Raw genomic sequence first — 14,064 nt, 5'->3', positions numbered from 1 at the left:
CCATGGAAACAACAATCAATGCTGCGCGGCACTCCAAGGTGGTCAGGTGCGTACTCGCTATCCTCATCGCGGCGTCTACGGCTTTCGGAACGCTCGCCCAAGCAACACCGGGTGCCTATGCGGCAGAATCTGCCAACCTCACGGTCGGTGGCATGATCCCCTACGCCGGATACGCCACCAACTGGATGTACGCTGACGGAGAGATGGCCTACTGCGGCAACCCGTCTGCGAGCACGCCTCCTTCCGGCAGCTACGCCAAAAGCACCATAAGCGCGCCCTCGGGGCGTGACAGTGAGGCCATAGCGGACCTCTGGTTTGGCTATGGGAGCCCGGGGTTTGACAAGAGCCTTTGGCCCAGCACCTGGTACGACGGAAGTGCTATGACCGATGCGCGCTACGCGGCACTCACGCACATCCTGCTCTCTGACACGTTCGCGTCAAACGGCCACTATGCGCTTTTTGGTTGCAACGAGTCGTTCAAGTCGTGGTGTCGCCAAAACGTGATAGGCTTCGGCACGAACGGCCAAGAGATCAACCCGAACGCAACGGGGCGTTTGATCTGCGCCCGCCAGGGCGAGGTGCCAGGCAACTTCGAGCCCTTCATGCTCCACACCGGTGCCGGCAACCAGCTTATCCTCTCGTTCAAATACATCCCTTACGGCGCACTTGACCTTATGAAGGTGACTGAGAACCCCTCGATGTGTGAGGGCAACCCCCTCTACTCCCTCGCTGGGGCCGAGTACACCGTCTACAAAAACGAGGGCCTTACCGACAAGGCCGGTGTCATCACAACCGATGCAAATGGCTACGGCAGCCTCGGTGAGCTCGAAGAGGGCGACTACTGGGTCATGGAGACCAAGCAAGCTCCGGGACACGCACTTGACACGACTGTCTATAAGGCCCATGTGACCCCGAACGCGACGACGCGTGTGAACGACCGTGAGGTATCAGACATCGCTCAATCCGACCCCGTGGGCATGCTGCTCGGCAAGATCGACGCGCAGACAGGAAAATCTGCTCCCCAAGGTGACGCCACGCTCGAAGGCGCGCTTTTCACGGTACGCTACTATGCGGGTGATTTTGCAACGGCACAAGATGCAGAAGCCTCTGGCAGCCCTGCCCGCACCTGGGTGTTTGAGACCGATGCGGACGGCTTTGCCTACTACTCTGAAGAATACAAGTACTCAGGGGATGTTCTCTACTACCAGACCAACGGGGATGCCTCCATCCCGCTCGGCACGATTCTCGTGCAGGAGACCCGCGCACCTCGCGGCTACAACCTCGATGACGGGCACGGCGGGGACCCCAAAGTGTTTTGCATCCGCATCACTGAAGACGGGGCAGCTGGCGAGAGCGTCTACACCTACAACTCACCTAAGGTGCCCGATACCGTAAAACATGGCGACTTCCGCCTCGTTAAGGAGGTCCCCACCACCATCTACTCTGATCCGACAGGAGATATGCCCCAGGAGGTCGAGCGCGTGCTTGTGCCAGGAGTTAAGTTCGAGCTCATCAACTCCTCTGCATATCCGGTCGTCTCACCTGAGACCGGAAAGCTCGTTAAGCCGGGAAGCCGCGTCTGCACGATCATCACGGACACAAACGGCCTTGCCACTACCAAAGACGACCATGCGAAGGTAAACGGCTGGAGCAAGCCTTCTGACTGGAGTGGCGCACTGGCGTACGGCACCTACACCGTACATGAGGTGATACCCGACCATGTGGCGAAAGACTTTAAGGAAACGTGGGGCAAGGATCTTCTTCCCGTCCCCGACTGGAAGACGGTCATCTCCGAGGAGGGCCAATACGACCCGCCCCAGCTTGTAAACGACCACATTCCGCAGACACCTCTCAAGATCGAAAAGGTTGACGCAGAGACTAACAAGCACATCCCGCTGCCGTGCAGCTTTAAGCTGCTCGATGCGAATGGCGAGCCTATCACCTACACCTTCCATTACCCGGCAACCGAGACGCTTGACACCTGGACGGCCAATGAGCGCGGAGAGCTCACGTTGCCCATGCTCTTAGAGCAGGGCGACTACACCTTGACGGAGGTCAATGCTCCTTACGGATACGTGAAGGAGCTTGAGGGCAAGACGTTTAGCGTCGGTGCTGACTACAAGGGATGGGACGATCCGCTCGTAATCGAGTTCGCGAACATGCCGCAAAAGGCAACGATCACTGTCGCTAAGACGGATGCCTGGACAGATGAGGCAGTCGATGATTCCGTCTACATCATAAAGGCGGCTGAGACCATCCAAACGCCTGAGGGAACTATCCGGGCGCATGAGGGCGAGATCGTAGCCACGCTTACCACAGGCGAGGACGGCAAGGCGACAAGCCCTGAGCTCTACCTTGGCACCTACACGGTCTATGAAGCGCAGGCCAAGGACGGCTATGCACTCGACGTGACTGAGAAGACCGTGGCGCTCGAATATGCGGGGCAAGATGTTGCGGTCTACGACTACGAGGAAGCCGTGACCGATGAGCCCACGAACCCTGTGATCCTGAAAGTCGATGCACTTGATCATGAAACCGTTGTTCCCGGTGCCGTATTCCACATCTGGAACGACGAGGGCACTTTTGATGAGGAGCTGACCACCGACGAGGAGGGCGTGATATCGCTTGCCTACGCCAAGCACGGAAGCTATCACATCCAAGAGGTTGAGGCACCTGAAGGTTATGCCATCACCGACCTTGACGAGGAAGGAAGCGCTCGTGTCATCGACTTTACGGTAAACGACCAGGGCATGATCGAGTGGGATGAGACAGAGTCTATGGCTCAGACCCATGTGTTTGAGCTTGAGAACACGCCAAAGACCATGAAGACCACGGCAACAGATGCGGCCTCCGGCACTCACGAGGGCCAAGCACGCGATGAGCTTGCCATTGTAGACACAATCGAATACACCGGTCTTATTCCGGGTAACGTCTACACGGCAGCAGGCACCCTCATGGACAAGGCCACCGGTGAGCCCGCACTTGACGACGAGGGCAATCGAATCGAGGCTAAGACCACATTTGAGGCCGAGCAGTCTTGCGGAACGGTCGAGGTGACCTTCACGTTTGCAGGCACAAGCCTTGCGGGCACCTCTCTCGTGGCGTTCGAGACGATGCTCTTCGAAGATACTGAGTATATGGTGCACGCCGACATTGACGACGTTGACCAGACGGTCGCCATCGTTGACATCGCTACCCAGGCACGAGACGGCATCACAAACGCTAGCGAGGGAAGCGTTACGAAAGACGGCAAGCTCATCGACACTGTTGCCTATACAGGCCTTACCCCCGGACATGAGTACCGCATCTTTACCACCCTCATGGACAAGTCTACAAACACTGCTCTTACAGGCGATGACGGGCTTCCGAAGGTGGGTACTACCGTGTTCACACCGAATACTCCTGACGGAACCGTAGACGTCACGGTTGACCTCGACACGACCAAGCTTGCGGGCACGTCAGTTGTCTTCTTTGAGAAGCTCACCGACAAGGACGAGAGCATCATCGCCACGCACGAAGACATCAACGACGAGGGTCAGACGGTAAGCTTTCCGTCCATCCACACGGCAGCAGCAGACGGTGCTGACGGCGACAAGAACGTGATCGCCAATGACAAGGCCATAATTGTAGACACGGTGTCTTACGAAAACCTCACTGTCGGCAAGGAGTACGTGGTAACCGGCACCCTTATGGACAAGGCCACCGGTGAGCCGCTCAAGGACGCCCAGGGCAAAGAGATCACGGCGTCTTCCGTGTTCACGCCCGAGCAACCCAAAGGCGAAGTCGAGGTCACTTTCGAGTTTGACGCCACGGGACTTGAAGAAAAGACCGTGGTTGTATTCGAAACGCTCGTAAAGGACGGCATTGAGGTTGCAACTCATGCAGATATCAATGATGAGGCCCAGACGGTAAACATCGTGTCTGATGAGCCAGCACCTGAGCCGGAACCCACCCCCGGCGAAACGCCTGGGCCTGAGGCTTCCGGCAAGGGATATCCCAAGACTGGTGCTGTCGTCACAGCATGCGCTGTCGGGGCAAGCGCATGCGCGCTTGTTGCGTTTAGCTTAGCAGGGGGCACAAGCGCGTTCCTAAGGCGACGCGAGTGCAGCGCGGCGGAACCCTCCGATGAGAAGTAGGCGCACACACGGCTCTAAGTGTGGAGGCGGGTGTTTTGCCCGCCTCCGCGGCATCGTAGCGCGCCTTTTTCTGATCATCGCGGTTGTATGCCTGCTTGCCTTCGCGCTCTGGCAGACAATCCCGCCTGATGTTTCCCTCGCACCCGCAAAGACGCCTGTTACAGAGACGGAAACCGGATCTGAGGGCGAGATGTCTTGCCCAATCGACTGGGACGCGCTTCCTGAGTCAATCGTCACATGGGTGGAGGTGCCTGGGACAACCATCGATGAGCCCATAGCGCAGGCGACACCGGACTACCCGAACAGATACCTCTACGAGGACGCGCTGGCACAAGGTGCATACGGCACTCCGTATATCGACTGGGAGTGCACGGCGCACTCCCCATTCGTCATGGTCTACGGCCACAACTTAAGCGACGGCACGGTCTTTGCTGACTTTGCAAAGTTCAGCGATCGCGACTACGCGCGGCAGCACGAGGTCATCTACGTTCACACGCGCTCGAATGGCGGGTGCTATGAGCTCAAGGTCAGGGCAGTTGACGTGGTTGACGCACGCCAAGAGATGCTACACACGAGCTTCGCCACAGATGAGGAGCGCGTCGCATACGTCGAAGGCGCCGTAGCCCGAAGCGACCTGGCGCTCGACGGGAGCGTGATCGCAAACGAGGTGGTCTGGGCCTTTGCGACCTGCAGCGATCAGACGGGAAATTATCGCACCGTCGTGTACGCATCCACATCTCAACCTGCTTAATTAAGAGATACGACAGCGCCGCACGAGGCGCGCAAGCGCCACATGCGCCCCAAGCGGTGCTGAGTATCGCTTTCTGCGATTGCGATGCGACATATGAAGGAGGCATCCATGTCAAACGCAACCTACGGGTACGCCCGCGTATCCTCCAAAGACCAAAACCTGGACAGGCAGCTCGACGCCCTTCTAGCCTTCCCGATTGATAAGTCAAACGTGTTCGCAGACAAGGCAAGCGGCAAGGACTTCGAGCGGCCTGAGTACAAGCGGCTCATGGACGTGATGAAGCCGGGTGATGTGATGGTCGTCAAAAGCATCGACCGGCTAGGGCGCAACTACGACGAGATCATCGATGAGTGGAGAAACATCACAAAGCACATGGGATGTGCGATCGTGGTGCTTGACATGCCCCTGCTTGACACCCGGGAGTCCAAGGAAAACGTCACCGGCGTGTTCATCGCCGACATCGTGCTGCAACTTTTGAGCTACGTCGCGCAGATGGAGCGCGAAAACATTCGCCAGCGCCAAGCCGAAGGAATTGCTTCGGCGAAGGCGCGCGGCGTGCGGTTCGGACGTCCGAGCAAGAAGAAGCCTACGAGCTATAAGGCGACAAGGCAGGCGTATTTGGAGGGGCATATCACGCGCGCTGAGGCGGCTGGGAGACTGAAGGTGAGCCTGAGCACGTTTGACAAGTGGTTGCGCGAAGAGCGCAAGGACAAGGCCGCTGGCTAGCGGCATGTGACAACCGCCGCTGAAAAACAAATCCTTAGAAACAACTGAATAAGACCTGTTCAGACCACGTTTTCAACGTCTGAAAAAGTACACCTTTTCACTCACCTGTAATGTCCGGAATTATACACGTTTCTTAAGAATGTTTACCCTGCTCGCATTATTTTCATGCCATTTTTCGCCCCAAAAGGCCCCTTGGTTTTTAAGTGTACTTTTCCAACACCCTCACCGGTAAGGGGCGCAGATCGTCGCTCATAAAAGGGCCGCGGTCACGCCTTGTTTTGACTAAAAGTAGGCAAGGGGGTGGATATGGCCAAACAACCTGCAGGGGTACTAGCCTTCGGGGGCATGCCTGTCGGCAGACGCACGCCTCGCGGCACCAGGCGCTGGTATGTGGTCCATGCCCCTGGGCGCGAGCAGGCCACTTGCGACAAGGTGCGCAAGCTCATGCCTCCTGACCTACTGGAGGATGCCTTCGTGATGCGCAAGGAGCGCTGGCGCAAGTACCACGGTACGTGGAGCCTCTACCCGGTGCCTATGTACCACGAGTACTTCTTCGTCGTGACGAAGGACGTGCTCACGCTCGATAAGGAGCTTAGCAAGCTCTCCTTTCCCGCGCGCATAGCGAAGGCCGACGCCACCCGTCACTTCGCGCCGCTTTCCGCTGCCGCACAGGAGTGGTACGAGGGCGTTCTTGACACAGGGCACGTCATACGCACGAGCACTGCCGTCATTGAGGACAGTGTACTGCGCGTGTGCTCGGGCCCGCTTATGGGCCAGGAGAGCCGCGTAGTCAAGGTTGATCGCCACAAGCGTTTCTGCTTCGTAGATGTGGACGGAGGGTTCGCCGAGTGCGTGCCCATGATCGTCCCCTTCAAAAGCTAGGGGTAGCCATGTGGTTTGCAATCAACGTGAAGCCGGGTTGCGAGGAGCGAGCATTGGCCCTTTTGCAGGAGCAGGCGCTTCTCGATGGTCTTGAGGAATTGTTCGTACCTCGAGCACAGATGGCCTCGCCGCGCGGTGAGTCAGTTCCGCTGGAAGAGCCTTTGGCGGCGGGCCTGCTTGTGGCCGTGGCACCTAGCAAGCGTGAGGTTCGCGCGGCCCTGCGTCACGCACGCGGCATCGACGAACTGCTGTTGGATGGCCCCGGCGCCGCAGAAATGGAGCCGGGTGAGGTCGCGCTTCTAGGTGAACTCACGCGCCCAGGACGCCGCACCGTCGGTTTCTCGGAGGGGCACGTCGGCACGGGTGGCCAGATCGAGGTGGTAAGCGGGCCGCTATGTGGCCGCGAGGGCCTGATCCGTCGCGTAAGACACCGAGGCAAGCGCGCCTACGTGCGCATGACCGTGGCCGGGCAAGAGGTGGACGCCCAAGTGGGCCTGCGCGTCACCTGCAAGCGGAACTCTGTAGGCGCGGCGACGACATAGAAAAGCAAAGCGAAAGAAGAACACTCCCCAATGAGGGGTACCTAGGAGCAAGGAAAGGATACAGGGTTGTCGTACGATCTGGTCGAAGACATGGCGGACGTCATCTGCGCTGAGGCAACGGGAGATCCGGTTGACATTGTAGACGACCCCGCGCTGGCCGAGGCTGTAGGGCAGCTGCGCTCGAGGCGCTTCGGCTACCGCGCTGTCAAGCGTGCCTTCGACGTCGTTTTCAGTTTGTGCATCCTCGTGCTCTTCAGCTGGTTGTTCCTCATTGTCGCCGTCGCCGTCAAGCTCGACGACCCCTCGGGCCCCATCGTTTTCAGGCAAGTCCGTGTTGGAAAGGATGGCCGTGAGTTCACCATGTATAAATTCCGCAGCATGTGCGCCGACGCAGAGGAGCGCCTGACCGAACTCAAGAAGCTCAACGAGAAGACAGGCCCCGTGTTCAAGATGGCGAACGACCCCCGCGTCACGCGCGTGGGCAAGTGGCTGCGCAAGCTGTCGCTCGACGAACTGCCGCAGTTCGTAAACGTGCTGAAGGGTGACCTTTCGGTGGTGGGCCCGCGCCCGGCGCTGCCCTCCGAGGTCGTCTCCTACACGCCACGTCAGCGCGAACGGCTGCTCTGCAAGCAGGGTATCACCTGCTTTTGGCAGACCAGGCGCGATCGCGACTCCATAACCTTCGACGAGTGGGTCGACCTCGACCTGCTCTACATCAAGAAGTGCTCCGTATGGACGGACTTCAAGCTGATCGTCCAGACCGTGGGTTGCATGCTTACCGCACAGGGGAGCTGATTGCAGTGCATAACGTATTCATTATAAGTTCCAAGGGTGTCCCCGTTGCATGGCAAACGAGGCCGTGCAACGACGTCACCTTCGAGAACAACGAGTGCCAGCGCGTTGAGTTCGGTTGCGATGTTCGGCAAGAGAAAGACGGGGCGTAGTGGTGTCTAAGATTCTGCTGCTTGGGCCCTCCTTCTTCGGCTATCGGGACAAGATCGCACAGGCGTTGATAAAAGAGGGTAATGTTGTGGACTGTTTCGTCGACAGGCCAAGCGAATCAATTGCCTTCAAATCGGCAGGTCGGGTAAGCTATAGGCTTGTAGAGCCGTTGGTGACAAAGCATGCACGTGACCTGGAGACAAAGCTCTCCGTAGGGGAGTACGATCGCTTAGTCTATCTTAGCGGCATGTCGTTCTGTTTTTCCCGCAGGCAGTTTTCTCGAATCAGATCCGCCGCGCCGAGGACGAAATATGTGGCGGGACTTTGGGACGCACTTGGGAATTGTCAGCGTTTCGGGGAGTGCCTCGATCTTTTCGATGAGGTCTACTCGTTTGAGCCGGATGACTGCGATAGGTTCAGGCTTAGGCTTCGACCCCTCTTCTACCTCGATGACTACGCGCGTCTGCCGCTGGTACCCGAAGGCGGCTTTACCTACGATGCGTGCTTTATAGGCAGCGTCCACCAAGCGAGCAAGTTCGAGGCTATCTGCAAGATATGCGAAGAGCTGGAGGCACAAGAGCTGTGTGTGTTTAAGTACTTCTTCATACCTTCCAGGTCCGCTGAGCTGTTGAGAAAGATGACTTATTCTGCATATCGGGGGGCACGCCTCGAACATTCTCCCTTGTCTGCCGAAAAAGTTGCAGAAGTTTATGCACGATCGAGGGCGATTATCGATTCACCTCAAGCGGGTCAGCGGGGACTCACCATCAGAACATTAGAGGCTGTCGGAGCGCGTCGCAAGCTCATAACTACCAACCCAGAAGTGCTTCAATACGACTTCTCGCGCTATGGTGACGTTGCCGTTTGGGACAGACCAGGCAGCATCACAAGAGATTTCTTTTCAAAGGATTACCAAGAACTTCCGCCTGATGTCTATAAAAGCTATTCGATCACCTCCTTCGCCGCCACGCTGCTCGGTGAGGGACCTACCTACTCTGGATACAAGAAAGGGGGCGTTGCCTCGTGAGAGGAATCGTGCTTGCGGGGGGATCCGGCACCCGGCTTTACCCTCTCACTATTTCGACCAGCAAGCAGTTACTGCCGATCTATGATAAGCCTATGATCTACTACCCTCTTTCGGTGCTCATGCTCGCTGGCATTCGAGAAGTGCTTGTGATTTCAACTGAGCGTGATGTGCCTGGCTTTAAGGAATTGCTTGGCGATGGCTCGCGTTTTGGCATGAGGATCGAGTATCGGGTGCAACCTAGCCCCAACGGCCTTGCACAGGCGTTCATTATTGGAGAGAACTTTATCGACGGTGAACCGTGCGCTCTCGTTCTTGGTGACAACGTCTTTTACGGGGGTGGGCTTACTGACGCCGTGAGATGTGCGGCCTCAAGGCAGCATGGAGCAACTGTGTTTGCCACTTACGTCGAGGATCCTGAGCGTTTTGGCGTAGTGGAGTTCGATGAGAGGATGCGAGCAATCTCCATTGAAGAGAAGCCGAAGAGACCACGTTCGAACTATGCCGTAACGGGCCTCTATTTCTATGACAGTCGTGTCTGCGAGTTTGCTAAGAAGGTCGAACCCTCCGTGCGTGGAGAGTATGAAATCACCGATCTGAATCGCATGTACCTCGAAGACGGGAAACTTGAGGTAGAGCTGCTGCATCGGGGGTCAGCTTGGCTTGACACTGGCACCATGGAAAGCCTCTACCGTGCTGGCGAGTTTGTTCGCTCGGTAGAGCAGAACCAAGGTCTTAAGATCGCGGCTTTGGAGGAAATCGCCTACCTGTCCGGCTGGATTGGCGAGGATGAGGTTCGAGAGGCTGCACGCCGATTCGGCAAGTCGTCATATGGTGACTACCTTAGCAAGGTGGTCGATATGCGTCTGCATGTATCGAAGGGGTTTGCGAGATGACTTTTAAACCTAAGAACATCATTGTTACGGGGGGTTGCGGTTTCATCGGATCCAATTTTGTGCACTATGTGGTGCGGGAGCACCCTGGCGTCCATGTAACCGTGCTGGACAAACTGACCTATGCCGGCAATTCCGAGAATATCGCAGGGCTACCCGAGGATAGGGTGGAGCTTGTCGTAGGAGATATCTGTGATGCGAAGCTGCTGGATAAACTTGTTCCCGGTCACGACGCAATCGTTCACTACGCCGCCGAGTCCCACAACGACAACTCTATCACCGATCCCGAACCGTTCGTAAGAACGAACATTATAGGCACCTACCGCCTCCTTGAGGTGTGTCGTAGATACGATGTGCGTTACCACCATGTGAGCACCGATGAGGTTTATGGTGACCTTGACCTCGATAATCCTACCCGCTTTACAGAAAAGACGCCCTATCATCCGTCGAGCCCTTACAGCTCTACCAAAGCAGCTTCTGACATGCTTGTGCGAGCTTGGTGTCGCACCTATGGTATTCGCTCCACGATTTCAAACTGTTCGAACAACTATGGTCCTTACCAGCATGTCGAGAAGTTCATCCCAAGGCAGATTACGAATATCATCGACGGCATTCGACCCAAGCTATACGGTGATGGTAAAAACGTCCGTGATTGGATTCATACCGAGGATCACAGTTCTGCTGTTTGGAACATCCTGACTCGCGGGCGTATTGGTGAAACATATCTCATCGGCGCTGATGGCGAGAGGAACAATATCGACATTCTGCATACGATCTTGGCCTTGATGGGAAAGGATCCCGATGATTTCGATTGGGTTTGCGATCGCCCCGGCCACGACCGCCGCTACGCGATCGATGCGACAAAGCTGAGAATGGAGCTTGGCTGGAATCCCCAGCATATCGATTTCGTTGCCGGTCTTGAGGCAACCATTGCCTGGTACCAAGAGAATGAAGCGTGGTGGCGATCAGCTAAGGCTGCGACTGAAGCCAAGTATGCGAAACATGGACGGTAAGGGGAGCTTTATGGCAAAGGGCGACAAAACCACATCCGGCAACTTTACATTTACTCAGACTTCCATCGAGGGCGTTATTCTTGTGGACATAAGGACTTACGGCGACGAACGAGGCCTTTTCTTTGAGACCTACAAACGGCCTGACTTTGCAGCAGGCGGTATCGATGCGGAATTTGTCCAGGATAATCAAAGCGCGAGTACACGTGGGGTACTGCGCGGGTTGCATTTTCAGATCAAGTATCCTCAGAGCAAGCTTGTGCGCGTGCTCTTTGGTGAGGTCTTCGATGTTGCTGTGGATCTGCGGCCCGATAGTCTCACTTTTGGGTGCTGGGAGGGCGCTGTACTCTCGGGAGAAAACCGCCGACAACTATTCATCCCGAAGGGCTTCGCGCATGGCTTTCTTGTGTTGAGCGAGCACGCCATATTCGCCTATAAGTGCGATGACGTGTACCACCCTGACGACGAGGGCGGCCTCATGTGGAATGACCCCGACATCGGAATAGACTGGCCGATTCCTTCGGATGCGTCAATAGGTGGTACGGATCTGATTCTCTCGGAGAAGGATAAGAGACACCCGTTATTTCGCGAGAGGTTTGGAGGCATGAAATGAAGGTGGCCGTCACAGGGGCAAATGGATTTCTCGGTAGAGGAATAGTTGCAGAGCTCGCATCACGCGGCCACGAGGTTGTGGCAGTTGATATGCGTTGTGATCGTGTCGAAGGAGCGACAAGGACAATTGAGCGTAGCGCGTTTGAGATGGAGGATCCGTATACAGAGATGAGCAGTCCTGATTGCGTGCTGCACCTCGCATGGCGAGATGGGTTTAGCCATAACTCTTCGGCTCATATGGAGGACCTTCCGGCTCATGTGAAGTTCATCAGAAAACTAACCGTCTCGTCGTTGTCCCGTTTAGCCGTGATGGGCACCATGCACGAAGTGGGCTACTTCGAGGGAGGTATACGTGCCGAGACGCCCTGCATGCCGCAGAGTATGTACGGCATAGCAAAGAATGCTCTACGACAAGTGGCGAATCTTCTCGCGACAGAATCTGGTACTGAGTTGCTATGGCTGCGCGGATACTACATCGTGGACAATACTCAATATGGTTCCTCCATATTTTCCAAGATATGTCAGGCTGCTGCTGAGGGGAAGCGGACATTCCCCTTTACTATGGGCCAGAACCAGTATGACTTTCTCGACTATGGAGAATTCTGCATGCAGGTGTCTGATATCGTAGCAGGAGCAGATGGCAGTGGCATCTACAATATCTGTTCTGGAAAGCCAGAGAAACTTGCTGACCGAGTTGAACGCTTCATCGTCGAGAACGAACTCAGTATCAATTTAGAATACGGAGCGTTTCCCGACCGCCCTTACGACTCTCCTGCCGTATGGGGGCATCGATGAGGAATCTATCGCAAGGAAACCGGCTTATCGATTCTGGGGAGTTATCTAGCGTGAAATATGTACAGTTGACTGCACGGTCAACTGGATGGGCAGAATCGGTCGTTTTTTCCAAACACTGCGAACTCAGATCTAAAGGTAATGATTCTTGGGTATTCTGGGGTCGCGGCGCACACGAGCAGGACGAGTTCATGCAGAGGATATGCAATCCCCTGAATACCTACCTCGATGCTGTGCTGACTAGGATTGACGACCGCGCTGGTTTTCATTCCCGTATGCCTACACGACGTCTCCTTAAAAGACTTGACGCGATAGATCCTGATATCGTTCATCTGCACATTCTTCATGGCTATTGGATTAACATTGAAATGCTATTCGGCTGGTTAGCCTCGCATAGATGTCGTGTGATTTGGACTCAACACGATTGCTGGGCGTTTACGGGGCACTGCGCAAATTTCATATATGCAAATTGCGCACAGTGGCAGTCTCACTGCGCATATTCCGAGAAGTGTCCACAGCTCAACGCATACCCAAAGACGTTGTTCCAAGGCAACTGCGTTCAGAACTATGCTGATAAAAAGAGAATATTTACAAGCATACCAGCGAGCCGTCTAACGTTGGTCTCTCCTAGCAAATGGCTCGCCGAAATCATCTCCGAGTCATTTTTCGACGATTATCCAATCGAGATTATACCTAATCATATCGATGAGACGGTTTTTAGGCCCGTGCAAAGCAATTGGAGGAAGCGACTTGGCATTGGCAATCGCTTTATGGTCCTTGGTGTGGCTAATCCGTGGACGGAGAGAAAGGGCTTTGGCGATTTCCTCGAGGTTTCGAGAATCATAGGATCAGACGTGGCTATCGTGCTTGTGGGATTGAATAAAAAGCAACTAGAGGGGCTTCCAGAGGGGGTAATCGGGATCGAGCGCACGGCCGATCAACGAGAGCTCGCCGAACTGTATTCCGATGCCGACTTGTTCTGCATACTCAGCTATGAGGAAAATTATCCCACGGTCGCGCTGGAGGCACGGGCCTGTGGAGCCCAGATCATTGCCTACGATGCCGGTGGTACTTCGGAAGCAGTAGGACCAGAAGCGGAAATCGTGGGCGTAGGTGATGTTACAGCGGTATGCGAATCGATCATGAGAAGGAAGAGAGAGAATCGTGAAGAACATCACTAACATCGGGAGAATTCCAGGAAAGCTGTACGTCGGTTTCCTGAAAGTTGTAGGGCATTTCAACATGCCTTGGTACCTTGATCGATACGTGAATTACCTTAAGAGACAAGGCATGGACATTAAAGGGATGCCTCAGTTTATTGCGCCATCGGTGCACTTTGACGGCAAGGATTACTCCATCATTCATATTGGCGATAAGACTGTCATTTCAAAAAATGTCGAATTTCTCACCCATGATTACTCGATAGCACGTGCGCTAGAAGCGATTGGGGAGGATATGACTCTTGAAGCGTACTTTCTGCGAGATATCGTCGTGGGTAACAACTGCTTTGTGGGTCTTGGGTCAATTTTGATGCCCGGATGTACCATAGGTGACAATTGTATCATCGGAGCTGGATCCGTCGTTCGAGGAGATATTCCGTCCAATTCAATCGTTATCGGGAATCCTCAGCAGATTGTAGGCAGCACAATCGAGTGGGCGAGAAAGAAGCAGCAGCAGGGTAATTTCCGCATCAATGTCTCTAGAACGCATTAAGACGATGTAATGGAACAACGATTTCTGAAAGGATCTAGTTA

At 55.3% G+C, this 14,064-nt stretch carries 13 protein-coding genes; all 13 read left to right on the top strand.

Features of this window, described 5'->3' with window-relative positions; genetic code table 11:
• The first annotated feature begins 2 nt into the window (after positions 1 to 2).
• Entirely contained in the window at positions 3 to 4,136 is a 4,134-nt protein-coding gene (locus tag G7Y50_RS10475) for a VaFE repeat-containing surface-anchored protein (RefSeq protein ID WP_165055352.1), read from the top strand.
• Positions 4,126 to 4,887: a class B sortase gene (locus G7Y50_RS10470; protein WP_165055350.1), complete on the top strand. Its 762-nt coding sequence runs from the start codon at positions 4,126 to 4,128 to the stop codon at positions 4,885 to 4,887. Before G7Y50_RS10475 ends, G7Y50_RS10470 begins: the two co-directional genes overlap by 11 nt.
• A gap of 108 nt (positions 4,888 to 4,995) precedes the next feature.
• Positions 4,996 to 5,613 (top strand): recombinase family protein, encoded by a 618-nt coding sequence (locus tag G7Y50_RS10465; RefSeq protein ID WP_165055348.1) that lies wholly within the window; start codon positions 4,996 to 4,998, stop codon positions 5,611 to 5,613.
• 444 nt (positions 5,614 to 6,057) lie between these two features.
• A complete protein-coding gene (locus tag G7Y50_RS10460; protein ID WP_165055346.1) occupies positions 6,058 to 6,495 on the top strand; it encodes a hypothetical protein in 438 nt (145 codons plus the stop codon).
• An 8-nt stretch (positions 6,496 to 6,503) separates the two neighbouring features.
• Positions 6,504 to 7,037 (top strand): hypothetical protein, encoded by a 534-nt coding sequence (locus tag G7Y50_RS10455; protein WP_165055344.1) that lies wholly within the window; start codon positions 6,504 to 6,506, stop codon positions 7,035 to 7,037.
• Between the two features lie 66 nt (positions 7,038 to 7,103).
• Positions 7,104 to 7,832: a sugar transferase gene (locus G7Y50_RS10450; RefSeq protein ID WP_241156514.1), complete on the top strand. Its 729-nt coding sequence runs from the start codon at positions 7,104 to 7,106 to the stop codon at positions 7,830 to 7,832.
• 151 nt (positions 7,833 to 7,983) lie between these two features.
• Complete coding sequence (locus G7Y50_RS10445) at positions 7,984 to 9,006, top strand: hypothetical protein (protein WP_165057060.1); 1,023 nt, start codon at positions 7,984 to 7,986, stop codon at positions 9,004 to 9,006.
• Entirely contained in the window at positions 9,003 to 9,899 is an 897-nt protein-coding gene (rfbA, locus tag G7Y50_RS10440; RefSeq protein ID WP_165055339.1) for a glucose-1-phosphate thymidylyltransferase RfbA, read from the top strand. Before G7Y50_RS10445 ends, rfbA begins: the two co-directional genes overlap by 4 nt.
• The gene (rfbB, locus tag G7Y50_RS10435) at positions 9,896 to 10,909 is read left to right on the top strand and encodes a dTDP-glucose 4,6-dehydratase (RefSeq protein WP_165055338.1); all 1,014 of its coding nucleotides are present in this window, start codon (positions 9,896 to 9,898) and stop codon (positions 10,907 to 10,909) included. Before rfbA ends, rfbB begins: the two co-directional genes overlap by 4 nt.
• A 10-nt stretch (positions 10,910 to 10,919) precedes the next feature.
• Positions 10,920 to 11,519: a dTDP-4-dehydrorhamnose 3,5-epimerase gene (rfbC, locus tag G7Y50_RS10430; RefSeq protein WP_165055336.1), complete on the top strand. Its 600-nt coding sequence runs from the start codon at positions 10,920 to 10,922 to the stop codon at positions 11,517 to 11,519.
• On the top strand, positions 11,516 to 12,313 hold the full coding sequence (locus tag G7Y50_RS10425) for an NAD(P)-dependent oxidoreductase (protein WP_165055334.1): 798 nt from the start codon (positions 11,516 to 11,518) through the stop codon (positions 12,311 to 12,313). The genes rfbC and G7Y50_RS10425 overlap by 4 nt, the downstream gene beginning before the upstream one ends.
• Positions 12,298 to 13,491: a glycosyltransferase gene (locus tag G7Y50_RS12170; RefSeq protein WP_370458026.1), complete on the top strand. Its 1,194-nt coding sequence runs from the start codon at positions 12,298 to 12,300 to the stop codon at positions 13,489 to 13,491. Before G7Y50_RS10425 ends, G7Y50_RS12170 begins: the two co-directional genes overlap by 16 nt.
• On the top strand, positions 13,475 to 14,023 hold the full coding sequence (locus tag G7Y50_RS12210) for a DapH/DapD/GlmU-related protein (RefSeq protein ID WP_165047729.1): 549 nt from the start codon (positions 13,475 to 13,477) through the stop codon (positions 14,021 to 14,023). Before G7Y50_RS12170 ends, G7Y50_RS12210 begins: the two co-directional genes overlap by 17 nt.
• Positions 14,024 to 14,064 lie beyond the last annotated feature (41 nt).

The organism is Adlercreutzia sp. ZJ176 (assembly GCF_011038975.1).
Classification (GTDB): Bacteria; Actinomycetota; Coriobacteriia; order Coriobacteriales; family Eggerthellaceae; genus CAAEEV01.
Note: the sequence above shows the minus strand (reverse complement) of the source record. Positions and strands in the feature narration are given on the sequence as shown.

Excerpts from the sequence above, each read along its gene's own strand:
- G7Y50_RS10475 (WP_165055352.1), top strand. The coding sequence starts at position 3 with ATGGAAACAACAATCAATGCTGCGCGGCACTCCAAGGTGGTCAGGTGC.
- G7Y50_RS10470 (WP_165055350.1), top strand. The coding sequence starts at position 4,126 with ATGAGAAGTAGGCGCACACACGGCTCTAAGTGTGGAGGCGGGTGTTTT.
- G7Y50_RS10465 (WP_165055348.1), top strand. The coding sequence starts at position 4,996 with ATGTCAAACGCAACCTACGGGTACGCCCGCGTATCCTCCAAAGACCAA.
- G7Y50_RS10460 (WP_165055346.1), top strand. The coding sequence starts at position 6,058 with ATGCCTCCTGACCTACTGGAGGATGCCTTCGTGATGCGCAAGGAGCGC.
- G7Y50_RS10455 (WP_165055344.1), top strand. The coding sequence starts at position 6,504 with ATGTGGTTTGCAATCAACGTGAAGCCGGGTTGCGAGGAGCGAGCATTG.
- rfbB (WP_165055338.1), top strand. The coding sequence starts at position 9,896 with ATGACTTTTAAACCTAAGAACATCATTGTTACGGGGGGTTGCGGTTTC.
- rfbC (WP_165055336.1), top strand. The coding sequence starts at position 10,920 with ATGGCAAAGGGCGACAAAACCACATCCGGCAACTTTACATTTACTCAG.
- G7Y50_RS10425 (WP_165055334.1), top strand. The coding sequence starts at position 11,516 with ATGAAGGTGGCCGTCACAGGGGCAAATGGATTTCTCGGTAGAGGAATA.
- G7Y50_RS12170 (WP_370458026.1), top strand. The coding sequence starts at position 12,298 with ATGGGGGCATCGATGAGGAATCTATCGCAAGGAAACCGGCTTATCGAT.